The sequence below is a fragment of the Singulisphaera acidiphila DSM 18658 genome (genome assembly GCF_000242455.2).
GTDB lineage: Bacteria > Planctomycetota > Planctomycetia > Isosphaerales > Isosphaeraceae > Singulisphaera > Singulisphaera acidiphila.
In genome coordinates, this window is record NC_019892.1 from 3,962,821 (window position 1) to 3,985,013 (window position 22,193).

The 22,193-nt window shown below is 61.9% G+C and carries 15 protein-coding genes; 4 read left to right on the forward strand and 11 right to left on the reverse strand.

Translation table 11 applies throughout. From position 1 onward, the window contains the following. Positions 1-151 precede the first annotated feature (151 nt). Complete coding sequence (locus SINAC_RS15525; RefSeq protein ID WP_015246586.1) at positions 152-1,423, reverse strand: ArnT family glycosyltransferase; 1,272 nt, start codon at positions 1,421-1,423, stop codon at positions 152-154. A 244-nt stretch (positions 1,424-1,667) separates the two neighbouring features. On the opposite strand from SINAC_RS15525, the gene SINAC_RS15530 reads away from it, so the two are divergent. Continuing rightward, positions 1,668-2,669, forward strand: a complete 1,002-nt coding sequence (locus SINAC_RS15530) for a hydroxyacid dehydrogenase (RefSeq protein WP_015246587.1) — start codon at positions 1,668-1,670, stop codon at positions 2,667-2,669. Between the two features lie 24 nt (positions 2,670-2,693). On the opposite strand, the gene SINAC_RS15535 is transcribed toward SINAC_RS15530, so the two are convergent. Next, positions 2,694-4,874, reverse strand: a complete 2,181-nt coding sequence (locus tag SINAC_RS15535) for a protein-disulfide reductase DsbD family protein (protein WP_015246588.1) — start codon at positions 4,872-4,874, stop codon at positions 2,694-2,696. A 629-nt stretch (positions 4,875-5,503) separates the two neighbouring features. On the opposite strand from SINAC_RS15535, the gene SINAC_RS15540 reads away from it, so the two are divergent. Continuing rightward, the gene (locus SINAC_RS15540; RefSeq protein ID WP_015246589.1) at positions 5,504-8,140 is read left to right on the forward strand and encodes a proton/sodium-translocating pyrophosphatase; all 2,637 of its coding nucleotides are present in this window, start codon (positions 5,504-5,506) and stop codon (positions 8,138-8,140) included. A 227-nt stretch (positions 8,141-8,367) separates the two neighbouring features. Here SINAC_RS15540 and SINAC_RS15545 read toward each other — a convergent pair whose 3' ends face one another. The 8 genes from SINAC_RS15545 to SINAC_RS15580 form a co-directional block, all read right to left on the reverse strand. Next, positions 8,368-8,808, reverse strand: coding sequence for a hypothetical protein (locus SINAC_RS15545; RefSeq protein ID WP_015246590.1), 441 nt, complete (start codon positions 8,806-8,808; stop codon positions 8,368-8,370). Between the two features lie 32 nt (positions 8,809-8,840). Further along, positions 8,841-9,803 carry a DUF1559 domain-containing protein gene (locus SINAC_RS15550; RefSeq protein WP_015246591.1) on the reverse strand — a complete coding sequence of 321 codons (963 nt, stop codon included), beginning with the start codon at positions 9,801-9,803 and terminating at the stop codon, positions 8,841-8,843. 349 nt (positions 9,804-10,152) lie between these two features. Continuing rightward, complete coding sequence (locus tag SINAC_RS15555; RefSeq protein WP_015244795.1) at positions 10,153-11,622, reverse strand: IS701 family transposase; 1,470 nt, start codon at positions 11,620-11,622, stop codon at positions 10,153-10,155. Positions 11,623-11,664: 42 nt separating this feature from the next. Continuing rightward, entirely contained in the window at positions 11,665-13,449 is a 1,785-nt protein-coding gene (locus SINAC_RS15560; RefSeq protein ID WP_015246592.1) for a LamG-like jellyroll fold domain-containing protein, read from the reverse strand. 31 nt (positions 13,450-13,480) lie between these two features. Further along, complete coding sequence (locus SINAC_RS15565) at positions 13,481-14,020, reverse strand: sigma-70 family RNA polymerase sigma factor (protein WP_015246593.1); 540 nt, start codon at positions 14,018-14,020, stop codon at positions 13,481-13,483. Between the two features lie 174 nt (positions 14,021-14,194). Continuing rightward, on the reverse strand, positions 14,195-14,662 hold the full coding sequence (locus tag SINAC_RS15570) for a hypothetical protein (RefSeq protein WP_237722514.1): 468 nt from the start codon (positions 14,660-14,662) through the stop codon (positions 14,195-14,197). Between the two features lie 71 nt (positions 14,663-14,733). Further along, positions 14,734-15,660, reverse strand: coding sequence for a DUF1559 family PulG-like putative transporter (locus SINAC_RS15575; RefSeq protein WP_015246595.1), 927 nt, complete (start codon positions 15,658-15,660; stop codon positions 14,734-14,736). Between the two features lie 213 nt (positions 15,661-15,873). Continuing rightward, on the reverse strand, positions 15,874-17,112 hold the full coding sequence (locus SINAC_RS15580) for an IS701-like element ISSiac1 family transposase (RefSeq protein WP_015244411.1): 1,239 nt from the start codon (positions 17,110-17,112) through the stop codon (positions 15,874-15,876). A gap of 473 nt (positions 17,113-17,585) precedes the next feature. On the opposite strand from SINAC_RS15580, the gene SINAC_RS15585 reads away from it, so the two are divergent. Beyond that, positions 17,586-18,218 (forward strand): phosphoesterase, encoded by a 633-nt coding sequence (locus SINAC_RS15585; protein ID WP_015246596.1) that lies wholly within the window; start codon positions 17,586-17,588, stop codon positions 18,216-18,218. A 135-nt stretch (positions 18,219-18,353) separates the two neighbouring features. Here SINAC_RS15585 and SINAC_RS15590 read toward each other — a convergent pair whose 3' ends face one another. After that, positions 18,354-19,562 carry an alpha/beta fold hydrolase gene (locus SINAC_RS15590; protein WP_015246597.1) on the reverse strand — a complete coding sequence of 403 codons (1,209 nt, stop codon included), beginning with the start codon at positions 19,560-19,562 and terminating at the stop codon, positions 18,354-18,356. 324 nt (positions 19,563-19,886) lie between these two features. Here SINAC_RS15590 and SINAC_RS15595 point away from each other — a divergent pair, with 324 nt between their 5' ends. Continuing rightward, a complete protein-coding gene (locus SINAC_RS15595; protein WP_015246598.1) occupies positions 19,887-22,088 on the forward strand; it encodes a sulfatase in 2,202 nt (733 codons plus the stop codon). Positions 22,089-22,193 lie beyond the last annotated feature (105 nt).

Here is a 22,193-nt window from a genome sequence, read left to right on the forward strand (position 1 = left end):
CTTACCTCTGCGAAATGAGCGTTCTGGCGAGGCTAGCACCCGAAACGGCTAACTAAAGGGAACCCGCCGAGAGCGGCTGTCATAAGCCTAACGTTTCTTCTCGGTTTGAACAGCTAGAATCCGCGAGGAATTTGAATTTTTTTCCGATCGGTCAATTCACGCTTCGACTCGCGTGGATTTCGCGGAGGCGTGACACCGAAAGAAGGGAGGTTTGCGCCCCGACCGCGATCAAGGCAATCGCAGGTACGATGGGCGCTCTCATCCTCATGTCGGTCCAGTAGATCGAATGGACCGCCGTCAGCGCCAAAACCACAGCGGGAGCGGCGACACCAGGCCAGCGCCAGAGATCCCGGCGCGTCGTCAAACCCAGCGCCAGTGCGATCCAGAGCGGGACCGTCCAGAGCAACGTCACCCCTCGAATCGCTCGAGAATAGACCGCACCGGCGGGCGCAAATCCCCAGAACCGCTCCAGGCGGGCCACCGAGGCGCGCACGAAATCGCGGGGATGATCGCGAATGAACCGCAGCGCCATCGTCCGGATCTTCCGATCGGCCCTGGGTTGCGACAGTCCCTCAACCTCGTGAACCGTCTCGTCGAACCACCTTTTCTGGTTCGCGCCCGACCAGACCGCCCCCGGCGGACCATCAAGCACCTCGGCGTAATAGACGGGGTTATTTGCCAGGGCCAGGGTCCAACCGCCGTGAGTCGTCGTCCAGACTGACTCCCCAAAAACCCAGGCGTTTCGCCACGCCCAAGGGACGAGCAGCATCACGGTCGCGACCGCCACGAGGCTCGCGCGACGAAGCCGAACCCAGGCGGTTCCAGGGCCGGTCGCCAGCGCGGCAAAAACGACCAGGCCAGCGGCCGGCAAGAGGCTCGGGCGGCAGAGTGACGCCAGACCAAAGCCGATTCCGCCCCAGAACGCCCCCCGTGCGTGCCCCTCGGCCAGAGCCGCCAGGGTCGCAGCAACCAGAAACGCGGCCAGAGTTTCGGTCATAACCGCACGGCTTTGCGCGACCAGAACCGGGTCGAACGCCACGATCGCCGCAGCCAGGAGTAGACGCCCCGGGGGCAGCCCCCAGCGCCTTGCCGCAACGGCCGTCAAAACCACCGTCCCCGCCCCTGCGACCAGATGCAGCCCCGCAACCCCCCAGGCGAGACGATCCTCGCCCAGCATCGTGATCAGGACCGATAAGAGGAGCGGATAGAGCGGCGGGCGATAGGCCGTGGGCAGCCCATTCACGGCGAACCCTTCCCCATCGGCGAGCGACCGCGCCACGACCAGGTAACGATCGGGGTCGTCCAGCTTGCCAAAGGAAGGCACGATCACCGCAAGCCGCACCAGCACCGCAATCAGGACGATCGTCAAAACGCCCCAGCGTCGAACGTATTCCGCAAGCCCACTCGGCGGCAATTGACCCATCAGCGTATTGCTCTTTCGGAATGGACCCGAGACCGGTTTACCCTTTGAAGTGGGCCACCCCGAACCGTTCCGCTTTGGCCTGGCAACTCACCCTTTGCCCACGCCCGCCCAATCCTATCGCGCGGGCGGACCGTTGTGGTAGTCTGGTTGCCCTTGGATCGTGGCGGTCGACGATTCCCAAACGACCCGCGCAGTCGTCCCCCCGCACAACCCCTCAAATCAAAAAAAAAGGCGAGCCGAACTCATGTCCCAGAGGCCGATCGTTCTGTCCTTGACCAAGATGCACGAAGCCGGGATGAGCGTGCTCCGTGCAGGATCCGAGTTGAGAATGGCCTCAGCCATCGATCCCGAAACGTTGGGACGCGAGATCGTCGGAGCCGACGGCCTGATCATCAGGACCGGGGGAGTGATCGACGCCGCCTTGCTCGACAGGGCCGACCGGCTCAAGGTGGTCGGCCGACACGGAGTCGGTTATGACCAGATCGACATCCCTGCGGCAACCGAGCGGGGAATCCAGGTGGTCTACACGCCGGGGGCAAACACGCAGAGCGTCTGCGAGCATGTCTTCGCGATGATGATCGGCCTGTCGAAGCACTTCCCACAAATGATGACGGCCCTGGCGGCAGGCGACTATCACGCCCGGACCTCGATGATGGGCCGCGACCTGCTCGGCCGCACGATCGGCATCATCGGCTTCGGGCGGATCGGCCGGCGCGTCGGTGAGGTCGCCAAGACCGCCTTCGGAATGCGGGTGCTCTACCACGACATCGTGGCCGCCCCCCCCGAAGTGGAAGCCCGCGCGGGGGCGACCCGAGTGAGCCTCGACGAACTGCTTGCCGCCTCCGAATATGTGACGGTTCACACCCCGCTCGACGCGAGCACCCGGCATATGATCAACCGCGAGGCCCTGGCCAAGATGCGCCCCGACGCCATCTTGATCAACGCGGCACGAGGGCCGATCACCGTGGAAGCGGACGTCGCCGAGGCACTCGACGCCAAGCGGCTCTGGGGCTATGGAGCCGATGTCTACGAGGTCGAACCCCCCCCCAAGGATCACCCCTTGATTGGCCGGCCTGACGTCATGCTAACCCCGCACAGCGCCGCCCAGACGGAGGAGGGGCTGAGCAACATGGCGAACTCGATCGTCGCAGACGTCCTCGGCATTCTCAGGGGCGAGGCGCCGCTCAACCCGGTCAACGATCCCGCCGAAGTGCAGGCGAACCGTCGGAAGCTTGGCAAAGCCTGATCCAACGGATCTGCCGATCCGGCGTCAGTGCGCCGGATCGGCCTGGGCCACCTTGGCCTTGTCCTGATTCTTATTCTTGGTCAGCGCTCCGTTGAGGAACTCGCCGAACACAACAGGCTTGCGATATCCGCCGAGCGCCTGGATCAATTGACCTTCAGGAGTGAGGACAACGTAGAACGGGTTGGTCGCCTCCTTGGTCAGGCCGAGTTGGAGGAGTTGATTTTTCTCCGCGAGCGCCTCGCGTTGTTCTTGAGTCAGAGAACCGATGGGAACGTAGTCGGTATACAATTGCACGGTGACGAATTCGGAGAGCAGGCCGCTGATCTCGTTTCGGTTCAACACCGTCTGCTCCATGGTCCGGCAATTGGCACAGTTGACCCCGGTGAAGTCGATCAGGATCGGCTTATTGCTCGACTTGGCCTCCTCGAGGGCCGCGTCGTAACTCATCCCCCAAACAACCCCGTGCAGTCTCTTTTCTTCGCGTTCGGCCGTTGCGGGGTCAGTCGAGGTAGCCTTCGTCAGGCCCTCACTAGCGACCGATCCGCCAGTTCCCGTGGGGCGATCGAGGTCACCAACGTCGGCGGGAAGGATACCAACGACCAGATCCCAGAGCGGACTCTTCGGCGGATTGCCGAACAGGGCAGGGGCCATGAAGAGGGCCAGGGCCAGAAAGAGCGAGCCGATCAGAAGCCGGCCCGGGCCGATCTTGACCTCGTCGTGGTCATGATCGGTCCGGAAAAGACCGAGCAGATAGAGACCGCAGACCGCAGCGATTCCCACCCAGGCCGATAGAACCAGAGAAGCGTCGAACCATGCATCCTCGGGGACTGCGCCGAAGCCGATCTCCGCGGTATTCATGAACTTCAAGGCCGCGCCGACTTCAATCAGGCCGCCCACGACCTTGACCGAGTTCATCCAGTCGCCGCTCTTCGGCATCTTCGACACGAGGCCGGGGGCCAGGGCCAACAGGAAGAACGGAAACGCAAGCACCGACGAAAAGGTGGCCAGACCGACGATCGGATAGAAAAACTCCCCGTTGGCTGCCATCACGATCAGGCCGCCCACGACGGGAAAGGTGCAGGTGAACGAGGTGATCGTGAGGGTGAGGGCCATGAACATGACGCCAATCATCCCCCCTCGACCTTCCCCCTTGGCCGACGCGTTCAGCAGGAAGTTCGGCAGCCGGACCTCGAACAGACCGAGCAGGCTCAACCCGAACGCCAGAAACAGCAACGCCACGAACGTGTTGAGCCACGGGTTGTTGGCTAGATTCTGAAGCGCGGTCGCCGAGAAGAAGAACGAAACAAGCACCCCAACCGAGGTAAAGACCCCGATGATCGCCAGGCAGTAGGCGACGGCTAACCCGGTCGTCTTCCCTTTGTTCTTGCTCCCTTGCTTCACGAAGAAGTTGACCGTGATCGGAATCATCGGCCAAACGCACGGCATCACCAGGGCAAGCAGGCCCGCCGCTGCCGAAACGAGCATGAGGGAAACAATCCCCTTCTGGGCTTCCTGGGCCACTTCACTGGTCGGAACCGCCTCGGCGGCGACCGCCTTTTCCACCGTCTCGGCTGGCGGCGTCGGCGCGGCGGAGGCCGCACCGTTGCTTCCGCCACCGACACCAGGCACAACCGTCAGGGTGACGTCGGGAAGCGTCGATCGGGCAGGGGGCTTGCAGCTATTGGCGTCGCAGATCTGAAAAATAATCTGATCTCGCAAAACTTTCGGGCCAGGAGCCGTCCCTGGCGGAATCTGCAGCTTCAGACTCCACTGAGCCTCGTTTTCGTAGAACTCGAGGATCTCGTTGTTGAAGGCGGGCTCCGCTTTCCGGATCGGCTTCTTCGCCGCCGTCCAGTCCCCGACCGATTTCAGGCCGGCGAGATCAAAGAAGTCGAAGTAAGTGTCCCGTACTTGCTCTCCCTTCGGATTTGGCTTGAATTGATAAATATGCCATCCGGGAGCGATCTTGGCGGTTACCGTGTAAGTGACAACATCGCCCGCCTTGGCTTCGGCCGGCTCGACCGAAGCGCTGAGCACAACTTCCTTCGGCTTGATGAACGCATTGCTGTCCTTCCGTTTCGGCTGAGCGTCAGCGGCCATCGCGGGCGAAGGAGGCAGCGTGGTGAAGACGGTCAAGGCGAACAGCGTCGAGACAGCCAGACCGTGCCGGATTTGACCGAGCCGTCCGAAGGAATTCTGACTCATGGCGTTTTGTCCCGTAAAACCCAAGCCCGCGTGCCGTTGCGACGGCGCGGTCGACTCCCCTGTCATCCTAATCCGGACCGACCTCCCGGACAAGCCGACGCGACCGTCAATCGCAGGAGGCAAGTCCCGGAACAGTCGCGGAACGTGACATTCCCCCCGCAATTCCATCCCATATAATTCGCTGGGACCGCGAGCGTGCCGCCCGTTCTTGAATTGATGGAAATTGAATCATTGAAGTCAATAGAATAGCGGGTGGTGTACTCGGGATCCCAGGGAATAACAATCCGGATCACAAGGGAAGCTCGCCAATCAAACCGGTGACAATCAAGTCAAGTTCGGGGCCCCCGATACACCACAGGCATTGATGCTTCAATTAAAAAACGAGTCAATGCAGCATCCTGTCCTCGAGACGCCTCGCGTTAAGATGCGAGACGAGCGGGTTCTCGGGATTCCCCTCTACTCCCTATCCGAGTCCCCCCCGGTTTTGTCTAATCCTGATTATCAACCGGTCGGACTACCGGATTTCCCGACGAGACCAGGACTGAGCAGCAAGGCGGCGTGGCGCTTGGCCACCGTCGGTGGCCGGACGTCCCCCCTCACAGTGCACCGAGGATGTGGAGGTCTTTCTCATGCGACGATGGCACGGCTTCTCGATCGTGACGCTCGTACTCGCCGCCCTGGCGGCTCCTCCCTCGCTCTTCGCGCAGGCACCTGCCGTTCCGGCGGCAGCCTCGGAATTTCAATATTTTGCGTTCCGGAATGACCCGCACTATGACTCGGTCGAGCGTGGAGCGCTCTGGGTCGTCCTGGGGGTGGCCGTCGCGGGCTTGCTGTACGCAGCGATGCTGGTCGGCCAGGTCCTTGGGGCCGATCAGGGGACCGAGAAGATGCGGTCGGTCGCCAAGGCGATCCGGATGGGGGCCAACGCCTACCTGAGCCAGCAGTTTCGAGCGATCATCCTCCTGGTCTTCATCATCACCGGGATCATGTGGGCCGTCGCGGGCGGCCAAGAGCATGTCGCGATCGGCCGGGCGGCCGCCTTCTTCATGGGGGCAGCCTTCTCCTGGACGGTCGGCTACGTCGGGATGAGCCTGGCGGTCCGCGGAAACCTCCGAGTGGCGGCGGCGGCCCGCACCAGCTACGGCGCCGCGCTCCAGCTCGGATACCGCACCGGTACGATCACCGGCATGCTGACCGACGGCCTCGGCCTGCTCGGCGGCACCTTGATCTTCATGGCTTACGGCGAGCACGCCTACGAGGTGCTGCTCGGCTTCGGCTTCGGCGGCACGCTCCTGGCGCTCTTCATGCGAGTCGGCGGCGGCATCTATACCAAAGCAGCCGATGTCGGGGCCGACCTCGTGGGCAAGGTCGAGGCGAATATCCCTGAGGATGACCCCCGCAACGCCGCCACGATTGCCGACAACGTGGGTGATAACGTCGGCGACTGCGCGGGGATGGCGGCCGACATCTTTGAGAGCTACGAGGTGACGATCGTCGCCGCGATGATCCTCGGCTACGCCAGCTTCGGGCACAAGGGGGTCATCTTCCCCCTCCTGGTCCGGGCCATCGGCGTGGTCGGGTCGATCATCAGCACGTACACCGTGAAGGCAGGGCCGCAGAGCACCAGCGATGAAGCCTTGCACTCGGTCCACCGTGGCTTCGTCCTCGGCTCGATCATCAGCGTCGTCGGCTTCTTCTTGCTCGGGTTGGGCTATCTGCACTTCGACGACAAGTACATCAAGGAGTATCCGCAAGCCCTGGGGGGTTACGCTGTGACCCCTGAATTCCAGGCTGATCGCGAAAAATTCGAGGACGCCCAGGCGCTTGATAAGTCCAAGACCGCAGAGGAGAAGACCAAGGCTTTCCGTGCCTTTGTCGGCAACTACGACAAGCCCATCCTCTCCGCAAGCCAGCCGTTCTGGTCCAACTTCGGCTACGGCGGCCTCGACATGCGGCCGGCCTGGACCTGCCTGATCGGGATCATCCTGGCGATTGCCCTCAACAAGAGCACGAGCTACTACACGCACACACACTTCGAGCCGGTGAAGTCGTTGGCCAAGGCATGCACCACCGGCCACGCAACCAACATCATCCAGGGGTTCGCCCTCGGGTATGAGTCAACCGTGGTGGCGGTGGGCGTGATTGCGGTGGCGCTCTTGCTCTCGGTCCTGATTTACACCGGGGCCAGCCCGATCTTCATCGCCTACGGCGTGGCGATGTGCGGGATCGGGATGCTCACGTTGACCGGCAACACGATCAGCATGGACGTCTTCGGCCCGGTGGCCGACAACTCCAACGGCATCGGCGAGATGGGTTACGACCGCGAGGAGATGGGCGAGGAAAATTACAAGCGGGCCCGGCAAATCCTCGCCGACCTCGACGCGGTGGGCAACACCACCAAGGCCGAGACCAAGGGGATCGCGATCGGCTCGGCGGTGATCGCGGCTGTGAGCCTCTTCGCCAGCTTCATTGCGGTGATCGCGGTTGGCAGCGAGTCGAAGATCGGCGAAATGACCACCGCACAGTATCTGGCCGAGGCGGGCAAGCTCTCGGTGGCCCAACCTTATGTCTTCATCGGCATGCTCATCGGTGGATCCGTCCCGTTCTTGTTCAGCTCGATGCTGATCCGGGCCGTCGGCCGCGCGGCGTTCCTGATCGTCAAGGAGTGCCGGCTCCAGTTCCGCGACCCGGAAATCTGGGCCGGCACCAAGACCCCCGACTACGGCCGGGTCGTCAACATCTGCACGGCCGCGGCGCAGCGTGAGTTGATCGGGCCCGGCTTGCTGGCGATCCTGATGCCGATCCTGGTCGCCATCTACCTCGGCCCCTACGCGCTGGGGGGCTACCTCGCGGGCATGATCGTGGTCGGCCAACTCCTGGCCGTCTTCATGGCCAACGCCGGTGGCGCCTGGGACAACGCCAAGAAGTTGATCGAGGACGGCCTCTACGGCGGTAAAGGCTCCGAAGCGCACAAGGCGAGCGTCACCGGCGACACCGTCGGCGACCCGCTCAAGGACACCGCCGGCCCGGCCTTGAACCCGCTGATCAAGGTCATGAACATGGTAGCCCTCCTCTCGATCGCCCCCATCCTGCACGCCTCACAGATCGGCAAGGGCTGGGTACTCTACCTCCTGGGCCTGTTCGGCATCGCCGCCGTCGCCTGGGCGGTCTGGAGGAGCAAGACCGAGTCGAAGGAGTTCCGCGAGATGGAAGCGGAACTCGGCGGAGAAAAGGCGGACCATACCTTTGAAACCGTCGGGAACTGAGCCCCTTGGTCGATCCCGAGGGGACCAATCCCCTCGGGCGGCCAACCCACCATCAGTTTTGATTGCGTGTCACTATTGGCATATCCGCAAAGTCTTTTTCAGCGGGTCGATTTGACTTTGACGTAGTTCCCGAAAGGGTGGTCGACAAGAGAAAAGGCCGGTCGGGCGAACCCGTGAATGGGTTCGCCCGGCCGGCCCTGTCGCTCCAACGGCGGATCGGGGCACCGTTACTTGGAGCGCCCTGGCTTTTCAAGTTTGAAGTCAAACTGGTTCTTGGATGTGTCCGTCGAGACATTCGCCTTCAGGGTCGACTTGACGTTGTATGTCTCTGGGATGACGTTGACCAGCACGTCCATGGTCGGCGCACCGTCGCCCATCACGTTGGGGATCGTCTTGCCCGACTTCTTGAGGGCGTTGATCTGGACGACGTAGGACTTCTCGGCCATCGGCCCGGACGGAGCAGGGAGGTCATAGTGCCCCGCCTTGATCGAGGCCTGCGCAGGGACCGCACCATCGGGGGAAACGAATTCGATGGTGCCTTCCTCAACCGGCTTGTCGTCGTAACTCACGTCACCCCAGACCCGCATCGTCTGCGGCCCGGCTGGCTCGGAGCAACCTGGCAAAGCGACGAGGGTGGCGACGAGACACGAACACGCGATCCGTTTCATGTTTGGGCTCTCGAATCCAACCAGGTGGTAGGTCAGTAGGCGTCAGCCGAGACAACCTCTCCAGCGTTGATACTGGCGAGGGCCTGCCAGGTGAGGAGATTGATGCTATCCTTGGCAAATCGGGTCGACCCGTCGGCCATCAGGACGTTGACACCCCCAGAATGATAGCTCCGTGCCGCATAATCTTGCTGGCACCAAGTCACTCCGGTGGCCGCGCACGGCGCCTTCAGCTTGGTATTCACGCAGTAGGTGTTGGGATAAACCATATCGGGGATGGGGGTGTTGGGAGGGCGATGGTGGGTGTACTGCACACCCCAATCGTACCAGGCGGTCCCACGACCATCGTTGGTGTTGGTAGGACCGTGGATCACCTCCGAGCAGGCGACGGTATTCGACGAACCGTCCGTGATATCCCTGAGGCCACGGGTGACGTTGAAGTTGAACAGGGCCTGGCGGGTCGCGGGGTTGACTGCGCCGTTGCACGTTGTGTCGTAAGTAAACGGCACGTTCTTTTCGATCATCAGACCATCCGGACTGTAAGCGGCCACGTAGTTCGACCTCGCCCAGAAGTAAGTCCCTCGGGCCATGGTGCCACCGGTGTCGTCGGGACAAAGGTAAGTGCTGATCGACGCCTGGGTGACCGTGGCGTTTGTCGGCCCAAAAGCTGCACCTCCACTGATGGCTGTGTTCAGGCTCATGCTGTAGTTGTAGGCGTTGCCAAGCGTCCCCAGTTCAAGGTAAGGAAGGATGAACGCGGTCCAGAATGTCCTCGCCGCCGAAACCCTTTGGTCCCAAAGTTCACCGGAGGGGAACGCATCGTTGGTCTGATGGTAGTTGTGCATCGCCAGACCAATCTGCTTGAGGTTGTTGATGCACTGGGCCCGGCGGGCCGCCTCGCGCGCGGCTTGCACGGCAGGCAAGAGCAATGCGATGAGAACGGCAATGATCGCGATGACGACCAGCAGTTCGATCAGCGTGAATCCGCGTCGTCGCATGAGTCATCTCCCGGGAATAAAATAAACAAAGTCCGCGGGCTGGAGCGGCTTTCGGAGGCATGAAACACATGCCTTTCCGACACAAGCAGAATGCGGGCGGGGCGCCCACGGTTCCAGGGAACACAAACGAGGCGAAAACTGCTCTGGCCCGCACTCGCTCGCAAACAATAAAATCAGACACCACTCACATTAATAAAAATTAAATTATTCACTCAGCATAAACCCTCTGAGTTTGACTTTTGCCGTTTTGACGACCTTGTCGTGCCAGCGCGCACCCTGATCCGAGGAGACCCCTTGCGACGGCGTCTCGGACCGGGCTTTTGAGCGTGGCAAGCGACTTGGCGGGGGTTCAGGCCGCGGGGGCAAGGCCGTTGAGCAGGAGTTGCCGGAATCCGGGCGTGAGCTTTTGGAACACCACGCGATCACCAGGGATCGCCAAAACCCATTCCAGCCACAACCAGCGGCGGACCGCCGTGATCGCATCCGAGAACGTTACATCACATTTGCCCGGCCAGTCCACGCCGCCGACCCGCGACCCGCGTCTCGGCAATCGGGAGTAAAGCCAGGTCACCAGGGTATACAGTCCGAACAGGCAGGGACCCACGCGCAGGACCGTGTCTCGACTCCAGCCACGCGTCGTCTCCATGCGGAGGTAAGAGCGAATTTCCTCGAAGGTGGTCTCGATGTTCCACCGCGCGGTGTAGGTCTCGATCAGCGACGTGACGCTCATCGTGGCGTCGGTCGTGAAGAAATATCCATCCCGGTGCGTGCCGTCCCGGTCGTGGACGAAGACCCAGCGCACGTTCACCAGGGGACGTCCTCCCTTGTACCAGAGTCCGGTCCCCGTCACGGTCTCGACACGACGTCGGCCGCCGCCGTACCAGGCGACTTCCAGGGCCTGTCGTTGCTGGCTCACCTTGACGACTTCCGCCGGGCCGGGCAACTTCGCTCCCTTAACCCGAGGACGTCCCAGGCCCGCGTATTGCGGTGGTGGCTCGACCAGGTTGGCATCGGGGTAAAACAAGCTGACGAGGGTCAGCCGCTTCGGGGTCCGTGCGGCCAGTTCCGCCAACTCGTGGGTCGCATAGCCGCCGTCGGCGGTGACGACCAGGGTCCGATCAGGGAACCATCGCATCAAGACACGAACCAACTGGCCGAGCAATTGGGGCGGTGTTTTGTGCCGTCGGCCGCACTTCGCGTTATCCTCCTTGGTTCGATACAGCGCGATCAACAGCGGCAAGGCCCAGCGTCGCGTGGCCCAGGGGACGGGGACGAGCAGGGCCAAGACGACCCACTTATGCCCCCAGCGGAACGCGGTGTAGGTGTGAGTCGAGCGAACCGGGTCGCGATGGCGTCCCTTACCGTAGACATGAGGGCCGGGATGCTCGGTGACTGTGTCGTCACCCGCCAGGAGGATCGGCCCGTGCGGCACGAAACTGGCGAGGACCGTGGCGATGTAGCGGCGAGCCAGGGCGGCGAGCGACCATCGGTCGCGCGAGAAGACGCGGTGATAGCTGCTGGGGTGCCCGGGCGCCAGGGTGCCCAGGACACGGAGCAGGTTGTTGATCGTGCGTCCGCCCAGAGTCAGGATCGCGGCCAGGGCCAGGAGGATGAACCGGCGATGGGCCGCCCGCGAGAAGGCGGGTTCGAGGGGGTCAAGAACGGTGCGGACCTGCTTGGGGAGTTGCTCGTGAATTCGTTCGAGCCTTCGCCGTGTGGCCCGCGCCTTGCGAGCCTGTCGCCGCCGGTTGGTCCGCAACCGCAAGCGAAGTTGCTTCACGGAGAGTCGCGCGCGAGTCCGATCGGTTAAACTGGTCATGGCGGCCTTCTTGTGTGCGAGGAAGGGCTCTGTGCATACCCCTCATTGCACCAGGGAGGCTCGCCACATTTGTATCCCAAAACGGCAAAAGTCAAGCTGAGTGGCCGATCGGAAATGGTGAAGCACCTCATCCTTCGAGAGCCAATGATCGTAAATGGCCAGTTCATCGAGCCGGCCGACAAATGGCCGAGCATTGATCGGGTCATGCGTGTCGGGGGTCCGTCGTCCCACCACAAGTCGGCAAGACAAGGCCGGGGGATCGGTCACGATCGGCATCGCATTTTCCGGCACCCCGTCGAAGAAAAGCTCCATCCAGGCCCCATTCATCTGGACCACGACATGGTGCCACCGATGTGGCACGTACATATCACTGGAAAAAAGATTGCTGCCGACCGTGGTGTCGATTGGCCAGCGGTGCAGGAACCGGACCGAGGCCGGCTTATTCAACGACTGCCGTTCTCGGGCGGTGAGTTCTACGAGGAAGGTGTGAACGTACCGCGAGAGCTGACCTGGCAAGACGAGTTCCTCGGGCGGCAGGAGACCGACGAGCGAAGCATGGCTGAAGACGTCGGACAGAAACCAGAATTCGACCGCATATCCGGACTCGGGGACCACCTCCCAGAGTCGATCGGTGCCGAGGAATTGCTCGGGCGAGCCAGACGGGAACACAGCGCATCCATTCCCCCGACGAAGATCCGAGAGCCGGACAGGGCCGGACACCTGCAACGGCGGACTGCCGGGGACCTCGTTCGGAACCAGGCTGTCGGACAGCGACTCGAACCGCCAATAGCCCCGAGGCCGCGATTTCATCACGGTCGCGGCATAGTCGGTGTCGAGTACCAGCGTCGGCACGGTCATCTTTGAGGCAGAGACAAATCCTTCCGGCCGGGCGACCGACTCCGCAATCCGGTCCTTGCCGGGGTCAAGCTCGAACTCCTTGCTCTTGGTGACAAGCTGGGTCCGCTTGGGCGAGCCCGCCGCGTCCAACAGCGCGGCCTCGGCCAGGCCCTCGAAAACCATGACCCGTGACTTGCCGTCGGCCTCGACATTCAAGGCGAACTCGGTCCCGAGGTCGATCACGGCCGACGCGGCCGAGGCCACGACAAACCCTTCCGCCCCCTTGGGAACCCTCGCTCGAATCCGGCCACGGCGACAATAGACCTTATCCAGGGCCACCAACTCAAAGTCCGCGGGCCCCTCCACGACGAGTACGACTCCGGTCAGCATCGAGAGCGTGATCCGCCCCGACCGGAACTGCAAACGGCCGCTCGCCACGAGTTCCCCTTCCGAGGGGTGGGGGCCTTCCCGAGGCACCCAGAGCACGTCGTCAAGCTTGACGACCATGGCCAGCCCACCCGGAGTCGCTGGCGCACGACTCACAGGTGCTGCCGAATCTCCCGCCACAGATTGATGCTGAAGCGGAGGCTGAGCCGGAAGCGGTTCAGCCCCCGGCCGCCGTGCGATCAGCCCGCCAATCACGAGGGTCGCAACGCACGCCGCCGCCGCGACCGTCCACGATAACCAGGGCCGGCCCGAGCGGTTCCGCTCATCCCTCGATCGCAAGCGACGCTCGAACTCCCCGGCAAACTCATCGCCTCCGCATTCGCCGTTGAGCCGGAGCTTGAGCGACTCGAGAAAAGCCAAGTCGTCGGGAACGGCGCACTGGCGGAGCAAATCATCGACCGTCAACAACCGGACGACTTCCTGGGCAAAATCCGGGTCGCCGCGCATCGCTTCGGCCAGCCGCTCCCCGTCACTCGGCTCGGGGTCGCCATCAAGGAAGCGAGCCAACACCTCGTCGAGCGATCTTCGGTCGTTATCTGCCATAACGGCTTGCTCCCAAAGATCATCACACACGCTATGCGATGTGCGTTCCCGAGCGACGTTCCATGCACGTCAACAACACGCGCCGCAATCGCAAAAGGGTCTGGCGAATCTGGTTCGACGGTAGGCCCAGGCGGCTGCCAATGGCACCCGGACTCAGGTCTTCAAAGTAACGTTGTTGCAAAAGCTCACGACTCCGCTTCGGGAGCCCGGATACGCACTCACGCAACTTCGCGATTTCTTCCTCACGTTCTTGGAGCTCGCCCGGCTTGGGTGACTCGCCATGAATTTCCAGGAGGATGTCCGTGGCATGGTCGGACAGGATGATGTCGCGACGCATCGCTTTTCGCCGCTCGTTCGCAATCAACCGGCGCGCGATCTGCCGAACCCACCCTCCGAAATCGCCGGTCCGGTCGAACTCGTCCACCCGTCTCAAGGCGATGAGCAGCGCCTCCTGAGCAAGGTCGTCGACCCACTCGGCACGAACCCCAAGAGAACGAACGTAGGCGCGCAAGCGCGCCTGGTCCTTCTGAACCTGCTCAAGGAACCATGAATTCGCGTTTATGGATGGCACCCGAGTGGATCATCCCCATGAGACCAAGGATGACACTTCCCTATGAGAAGGATGTCGCCACTCGACCGTCCGTTACGGAAAAAAATCGGTCCTTCACCAAGTCATTCACCACCCACAAATGCTTGCATGCTTTTCACGGCCCACACAAGCAATCACGCAATGCGTCAAAATAAGCTATTTCGCTTTGACGTCGAACGTTGCATCGACACGCTGATTGGCATCAACGGTGAGGGTCAATCCGCTGGTGGAGGGGTTCCGGTAGGACAAGGGGGCGGCGTTCTTGCCTTCGATGACCTTCCCGGTGTTGGTCATCTGTGGAGGGCTTTCGAGGCAATCCAGGGCGACGTTGTAAGTTCCGGGGAAGAGGCCGTCGCCCGCTTCGAAACTGCCGGCGGTGAAGTATCCGTCGGTGGTAAACTTCGCGCTCCCGGGTCGACTCTTCGTCGGGTCGGCCCCCTCGACCGTACCGGCAGGGGTAAAGTTGATCGTCCCCTCCTTTGGCCAAGGGCCGCCGTTGAGAGTGACCTTGCCCCGAACCGGCACCAAGCCTGGCTCGCTCGATCCGCACCCCCATGCGGAGACAAGCAAAACCAACGCCGCCGCGACCGGAATCACGAGCGAACGAGACAGGGGTCGAAACACAGCAAGCTCCTTGTTCATCTCAGATTTTTCCGGTCACGATCATTCGAGCGGTAAGTCTGAGCCTGGGATCATCAGTAGGCGTCGGAGCTGACGATTTCGCCCCCGGCACGGGTTCCAAGCACATTCCACACATAATAACTGATCGACTGTTTAATAAATCGAACGCTCCCATCGCCCATCAACATATTGCCTCCGCTGGAATGTTTGCTTTTGAAGCCGCAGGTCCGCCACCAATTGGAGTCGACGGCTGTCTCAAACGTATTGAGCGGGATGATCGTCCCGGAGAGCGGGAAGTTCTGGGAGAAGACTCCCATGAACGTGCAGTCTCCCGGCAGAGTCTCGCCGACCATGAACGTCGTGCTCAGGCCGTCGGTAATCTCGTGGAAGCCGATGACGCGCGAGGTCCGGCCGAACATTCCGGCAAAGGTGCCGGCGGAAATCCCGAGCCCGGCGTTACCGTTCGTGCCAAAGTTATATCCCTGGCAGCAGTAATTTGTGGAGGAGGGCGTCTTGTCGATGCAGAAATCGCAGTTATCCATATGCGTCGGCCCCATGGACGCGGGATACCAGAGCATCAGGGCCGGCGAAGCATCATGAGCGGCAAACCGGGTCGTAACGGGGTTGGACGCCGCCGGATCGGACGGACAGATGAATGTGGAGATCACCGTCCTGACGATTGTGGTGTTGTAAACCGTATTGTACCCGAGGTTTTGGTTCAGCCCGTTGTAGATCGCGTTCTGCTCCATGGTCGGCAGAATGAAGGTCGACCAGTTGCCACCGGCCGGCGTGCAGCAGACCCCTGTTCCATAAGGCAAGGCATTGTTGATTTGGTGATAATTATGAAGCCCTAGCCCAATCTGCTTCATATTGTTGGTACACTGGGCCCGGCGCGCTGCCTCACGGGCCGCCTGGACCGCAGGCAGCAGCAACGCGATCAGGACTGCGATAATCGCGATGACAACCAGCAGTTCGATGAGCGTGAATCCACGTCGTCGCATGCGTCACCTCCCGGATTAAGCGGAGAAACAACACGAGAGAGAGCCGGCTTTCGCACAAGAACCATCATGAAATTCAACAAGGCAAACCTGGGTGTCATTCCCGATCGGCGCAAGCTCGACCGATGACCGAGCGGGCCTGACCCTTCCGAACCTGCATCACGAGTCACAAGCGAAAGTGTTGCGGATTGCACTTACATCTGGTGTTTTGCAAAGTCAGGATAACCCCAGCTGAGCCACGACATGTTCATAGGGTTGCTCAAATTGCGTGACTTGCTCGATCGCCCACGAGAGCGTCGTCCGCAGGGCTTCCCTCGTCATCGCCCGACAGGCCTCGCCGATGGTCATCAGCCGATGGAGTGCCCACTCCTTCGCACGACCCTGCTTCAACTCGCTCATGAGCAGACTGTACGCCAGCATGACCAGGTACATATGCCGGGTCTGGCCCTGGACATCACGCAACTGACAGTCACCCAACCCGAGTTGTTGCTTGCCGTCCCGATGGAACGTCTCCGTGCCTGTCCAGCGATGGCGGTACACCCGCACGATCCGACTCACCTCCCAGGTAATCCGATTCGTCACCAGGATCTTGCAGCACGTCCCGTCGTTGCGGTAGTGCCAGAGGATGACAATCCGCACCTTGTGGTTCACCCCGGGGATTCGGACCGTCACCGTGAAGTACCACTGGCGACGGTCGCCGATCCTCATCGCTTTGCGGTCCTCCACCGGGATCGACGCCGCCAACTCGTTGGCCTTGAGGATCCCCCCCTTCCACTCCAACTTGCGGTTGGTCTTGAGATCGCCCACGTAACCGTGGGGCCGTCCCAACCGATCCTGCTTCCCATCAATGTGGTTGAGGACCTCGGCGTTGGTGAAGTAGCAGTCCATGGCGAAGTCGCCGGGGATTCCCCGCTCGCAGACCCAATCGATCAGCTCGCAGCACAAGGCGGTATGGTTGCGGAACGGCTCGTCCAAGGCTTCGCAGACCTCTTGCTTGCGGAAGAGCCGGAACTCCAGGGGGTAGTGCTTGCCGCTGGTGCAGACGTAGTTGACGAAGAGATAGTCCTGGGCGATCTTGTTCCGCTCTTCGGTGTGGTCCCAGAACCAGTTGGCGTCGGGAATCAGCATCCCGTCCCGATCGACGAGAGTATTGTCGATCGGGATGACGCCCTGAACGCTGTAGCGAGTGGAGGGCTCCTTCTGGAGTTGCTCGAGCCTTCGATCGTTGAGCGTCTCGGGGTCCCACTGGGCGGCGGTGAGGAAGCGATTGAGGCAGGATTGGTCGGTGGTCTGGGCGAACTCGTCATGAATGCCGAGGACGGTTTTCCGGTCGGCGACGAACAGGCCGGTGAGGTACTCGGCGAAGTGACGACGTTGGCACTCATTGGCGAAGAGGTCGCCGTGCTGGGTCAGGGCGGCTTCGACCAGCTTGGGAAATTCGATAATTCCAGGCATAAGCCGATGCTCCGCAGTCCAACTGCGCCAGAGCAATTTGGGCAAAACTCGAGCCTCGTCTACCTATTTTAACGCTGCCGCGGACCAGTTTGCAAAATACCAGTTACATATACCATCCCCAAACTAGCGGGGATGACTGTTTCCAGGAGAAGCATGTCACTAGGCGGCTATCGGTTACAAGAAAAAACATTCGGCTGCCGGTCATTTCTCTGAATTTCCATATAGAAATAACATGACTTCACCTTGATTTGAAACGTGGCGCCTCGCCCGTAAGTAAGGAATCCCAAGGTGGCGGGCGATGACCGAAGGGCCGGCACTCACGCACCGATTTTTAGCCTTCCCACGCGAGAAAACCGGGTTCACCGATTGCAACCGTTGTGGAACGTGGGGACCGACGACCGATAATGGGAGGAGCGAGTCGCTGCGCGCGGCGTCCCCCATTCATCGTTTCCGTGTCCGCGAGGCCAATCAACGTGAGCCACCCTCACTCCGAACGCGTTCTTGTTGTCCCGAGCGCCGAGTTGGACCGTCTGGGACGATTCCAGGGATTCTCCCCCGAAGCCGACCGCTATCTGCATGCGTTGCTCGTGCCCGAACTGGCGCGGTTCTTGCCTCGGTCCGAGGTCGAGGACGACCCGAGCTTCAAGCAGATCATCCCCTACGTCGTGTTCCGCTGCGGCGATTCCGTCTTCTGCTACACGCGCGGCAAGTCCCAAGGGGAGGCCAGGCTCCATCGGCTCAAGTCGATCGGGGTCGGCGGCCACGTCGATGAGTCGGATGCTGACGGTCGTGCCACCTTCGACGCCTACGAAATGGCGATGCGCCGGGAGATCGACGAGGAGATCGCCCTCGGTAGTGACGGCTCAATCCGCCTGGTCGGCCTGATCAACGACGACTCGACACCGGTCGGCCAAGTTCATCTCGGGGTCGTCCACGTCTACGACCTCGCGGCGCCCGAGATCGTGCCTCGCGAGGAAGGACTGGCCGAGGCCGAGTTCATCCTCGTGGCCGATCTCGTGCGTCAACGAGCCCAATTCGAGACCTGGTCGCAAATCTGCATCGAGGCGTTCTTGACCGGAGAATCGAACGGCAGCCCGAATTCGTAGCGCCGAAGCATTCACCCAACGTCGACGTCATTTCGCTTACACCAAAGGCAAGCGGGGAGCTGATCGCTCCCTGTCTTCGATTCCTGAGGGCGACGCGAGCGAAAACAATCAGAAAGGGAGTTCACGCTCGCCTGGTTAGTTCTGAGGTGTCGCCAACGGGGCCAGCGGTTGCTGGGGCGTGGCCAGCGGCCGCTGAGGCGTGGCCAACGCAGGCCCTGGCTGGCGGCGATCGAGCCAGTCGATCACGGGCGGGAAGATTTCCTTGGAGGCGTTGCGACTCCAGACCAGGTCGCAATGGCCATAGTCGGTGAGATGGCCATCGCCTTGGCCAAAGCGCATCAAGGACTTATCGAGGCTTCCCAGCGCCGCCAGGGTGAGTTGGGTCGAGGGGACGTCAGACATGGTATCCGCCTCGCCGGCCACGAGCAGGATCGGCGTCGTGACCTCTCCCAGCCGCGCAGCGTAGTCGATCTTGCGGTCAGCCGAAAGGAAGTGGCCGTACTCCAAATAAGGGTCGAGTTGCTTGAGGGCCGAGCGCCCTGGATCTTCCAAGGTGTAACCGTAGAACCCCCGGATCGTCAGCTTGTCGACGACCGACGAGGTGTAATAGAACTGGTCGATCTTCTCGAGGCCAGGGGGCTGGAAGAACATCAAAGGGCGTCCGAGCCGGCCCGTGCTGACGACCGAGGTCAGCTTACGCAACCCTCGGTTCGCCTGGAGCATGCTTTTCTGAGGGTAATCCGCCAGGATGATCGTGCTCCCCATCCCGACGAAGTTCGCAATCCGGCCAGCGTCGGGGCTCGTCTCAAGAAATGAGAAAAGAAGCATGCCTCCCAGACTGTGCCCCACCCAGTTGACGCGATCCTGGCCGGTTTCTTTTTTGACGTAGTCGAGGATCGCCGGGACGTCGTACTGAGCCATCTCGTCGACGTTCCAGGTGCCATCTCCCCACTCGAGGAAGAGGGTCTGACGCAACGCCGCGTTGATCCTCCCCACGCGCCCGACCCGCGCACTCTCGCCCGATCCTCGGTTGTCGTAGAGGAAGACCTCATAACCTCGTGCGGCGAGTTGCTCAGGGAGATGGGCGTTGGTGATCGTCCAGAAGGTGGCGTTGAGCCCCAAGCCATGGCAGAGGACGATCGGAAGCTTGCCCGGATCGGGATGAGCCGGTCGGATGTGGCGAACGCCCAGCATCCAGCCGTCCTTGGTATGGGCGAATCCGTCCGTGCAGGGGCGGAAATCAGGCGTCGACGCGTGGCGACGCATGCTCGCACAGCCCGGCATGAAGGCCAAGCCGATTGCACAAATTCCCAAGAACCGCAAGACCTGCCGGCCATCGCGCATAGAGTCGGGGAATCCTTCCCAAATCCGCGGGGCAACCCTTCTTGGGCACCCCTTCTGTTTTTTGTCCAGGGCCATTCGCCTCACCGCGAAAGGTCCCAAGCTTTCACGAATCCAAATGACTTCGATCAGCACGGACGCTTTTGAGCGAGCGGGGGGGATTCTAGCGAAGAGTCTTATTCCTGGGAATGCGAGGCCGAAAAAAGAGTGGGACGCGGAGCCGGACGGCAATCTGACTGGACATAAATCGAGGTTTTCGTTCAACTCCCGCCGAATCGATGAGGCTCGAAGACCTCGAAGACTTCGGATGGAGAGGGCGAATCCGACATGGCAGAGCGAACGAATCGCGCCAGTGTTCCCGGTAAAACCCGCGATGCGGCGGACGATCACTCCCAGCCGGTCGAAGCGACGCTTTCCTCCTCCTCTGATTCGAAACTGTTCCGCCCCACGTCGGCGCTCCGTAAAATCTTGGGTCGCGGAACGACTCACATCGAGCGTGAATCCAGCGCGTCGGCTCCCGCTCCCGCCCCCCTGGCGAATCGATTGCCCGGCGCCCTGCCCTTGGCGGGAACGACTCTGGCCGTAGGAGTCGCGGCGGGCTTTCTCGAGCTGGCGCTCGTCTTCGGGCAGTTCCATGGGCTGCATCAGGTCCGCTGGAGCAGCCTGATGATCAGCCGACATGCCGCCTGGATGATCCCAGTCGCCGAGACCCTACTCGTGGCGGCCTGGACCTTGGTCCTGGTCGCGCCGGTCCTGGGCGTTGCGGCTTGGCTCAGAGCGAAGGGGCAGGGGAAGCGGAGCATCGGCTTGACCTGGAACTGGGCAGGGATGGTCCTCGGGACATTTCTCCTGCTCGGACCGCTCCTCACACTCCCCGGTCTCCACCCAGTTGCGGTCGTGATCCTGGCGCTTGGCCTTGGCTACCGAATTCGAGGCTGGCTGGTGCGCCCGACCACGGCCTGGAAGCGTGGCGCGTGCTGGGCGGGCGGCCTGGTCTTCGTCATGCTCCCCGTTTACTCCTTCGTTCAGGAGCGTCGAGTCACCGCAGCGCCCGAGCGTGCCTGGTCCCGGCCCGCTCCGGCGGCAGCCGCAGGCGTCGGTGCTCCCAACTTGCTCTGGATCGTGATGGACACCGTCCGGGCCGACCACTTGAGTCTCTACGGATACGGCCGACAGACCACGCCCGAGTTGGAAGCGTTGGCGAAGGAGGGGATTACCTTCGACATGGCCCGCTCGGCCGCCCCTTGGACTCTCCCATCGCACATGACCATGTTCACGGGCCTCTGGCCCTACCAGCATGGCGCTCGGGTCGACCGCCCTTACTACGGCCCGTCCCCAATGCTGGCCGAGCACCTGAGCGCCCACGGCTACACTACCGCCGGGATCGTGGCCAATGTCCGGGTCTGCAACGCCGGCTACGGGTTCGGGCGTGGGTTCGACTCCTACGTCGACTATCCCCGCAACCAGACGATCAACCTGAACGAAACCGTCTGCAACTCGACGCTCGGCGAGTTCACCATGAACCTGGTCCGGCGGGCCCGGTTGCCGGTCCCCGGCGTCTCGCCCTTCTTTGTTCACCGCCCCGCCAGCGTGATTATCAGTGACGCTCAGCAATGGCTCGATCGGGTCCAGAACCGGAATCAGGTGGCGAGCGACACGCCGCGCCCCTTCTTCCTTTTCCTGAACTTCATGGACGTTCACGGCCCCTATCTTCCGTCACCGAGCTCTGACCGGAAGTTCTGGAGCGGGCCTGTCCCCGAGCAATCCCTGGCGTCGCCCAACGGGGGTTGGCTTGCCGTCAGGGCGCTCAACTCCGCCACGCCCGACCAGCGGCCGCAGAAGCAGCAGGAGCTCAACTCCGTCACTCAGCGGCTCATCGACCTCTACGACGAATGCCTCCACGGCCTCGATGCCGAACTCGGCCGATTTCTCCGGGACCTCCGCGCGACGGGCAAGCTCGATAATACCTGGGTCGTCATCACGGGCGACCATGGCGAGCACCTCGGCGAGCACGGCCATTTCGGCCATGGGTCGAGCCTCTACAGCGAGCTCACGCATGTTCCTCTCCTCCTCATTCCGCCGTTGAACGCCAGCGGAACGGGTCGCGAGAGCACCGCGCCTCTGCGTGACCGGAGAATTGGAGTTCCCGTCGCTCATCGCGACTTGCCGCGAACCTTCGGAGACCTGCTCCTCCCGAAGGTCAAGAATCCGTTCCCCGGACGCAGTCTCGCCCGGCACTGGAACTCGTCCGACCCGCAGCGTCCCGACCCGATCCTCTCCCAGTTGGAGAAACAGCCCCTGGACGGACAGGAAGTGGATACCGAGCGCGTGGTCACGATGGACTCGGTGATCGATGAGGACCATGTCCTGATCGAGAATAGCATCAACACACCTGAGCTCTATCAACTGTTCCAAGATCCGAAACAGGATCGAAACCTCGCCGGCCAGGCGGCGGAGAGTCCACGGCAAGCACGGCTGAAGCGCACGCTGGAGTCACTCCTCCGCATCCCGGCGGCAGCCGCTCCCTAAGCCGTTGGTCTCGGTTTTCATTGATTTTCTGATGGGCGATCGCAGTGAGGTCATCGCTGTTGGGTGCCACGGGTTGTACTCAACCCGTGAAACGATAGCCCCGGT

Excerpts from the sequence above, each read along its gene's own strand:
- SINAC_RS15575 (WP_015246595.1), bottom strand. The coding sequence starts at position 15,660 with ATGCGACGACGTGGATTCACGCTCATCGAACTGCTGGTTGTCATCGCG.
- SINAC_RS15540 (WP_015246589.1), top strand. The coding sequence starts at position 5,504 with ATGCGACGATGGCACGGCTTCTCGATCGTGACGCTCGTACTCGCCGCC.
- SINAC_RS15525 (WP_015246586.1), bottom strand. The coding sequence starts at position 1,423 with ATGGGTCAATTGCCGCCGAGTGGGCTTGCGGAATACGTTCGACGCTGG.
- SINAC_RS15595 (WP_015246598.1), top strand. The coding sequence starts at position 19,887 with ATGGCAGAGCGAACGAATCGCGCCAGTGTTCCCGGTAAAACCCGCGAT.
- SINAC_RS15545 (WP_015246590.1), bottom strand. The coding sequence starts at position 8,808 with ATGAAACGGATCGCGTGTTCGTGTCTCGTCGCCACCCTCGTCGCTTTG.
- SINAC_RS15560 (WP_015246592.1), bottom strand. The coding sequence starts at position 13,449 with ATGGCAGATAACGACCGAAGATCGCTCGACGAGGTGTTGGCTCGCTTC.
- SINAC_RS15590 (WP_015246597.1), bottom strand. The coding sequence starts at position 19,562 with ATGCGCGATGGCCGGCAGGTCTTGCGGTTCTTGGGAATTTGTGCAATC.
- SINAC_RS15550 (WP_015246591.1), bottom strand. The coding sequence starts at position 9,803 with ATGCGACGACGCGGATTCACGCTGATCGAACTGCTGGTCGTCATCGCG.
- SINAC_RS15530 (WP_015246587.1), top strand. The coding sequence starts at position 1,668 with ATGTCCCAGAGGCCGATCGTTCTGTCCTTGACCAAGATGCACGAAGCC.
- SINAC_RS15555 (WP_015244795.1), bottom strand. The coding sequence starts at position 11,622 with ATGACCAGTTTAACCGATCGGACTCGCGCGCGACTCTCCGTGAAGCAA.
- SINAC_RS15580 (WP_015244411.1), bottom strand. The coding sequence starts at position 17,112 with ATGCCTGGAATTATCGAATTTCCCAAGCTGGTCGAAGCCGCCCTGACC.
- SINAC_RS15535 (WP_015246588.1), bottom strand. The coding sequence starts at position 4,874 with ATGAGTCAGAATTCCTTCGGACGGCTCGGTCAAATCCGGCACGGTCTG.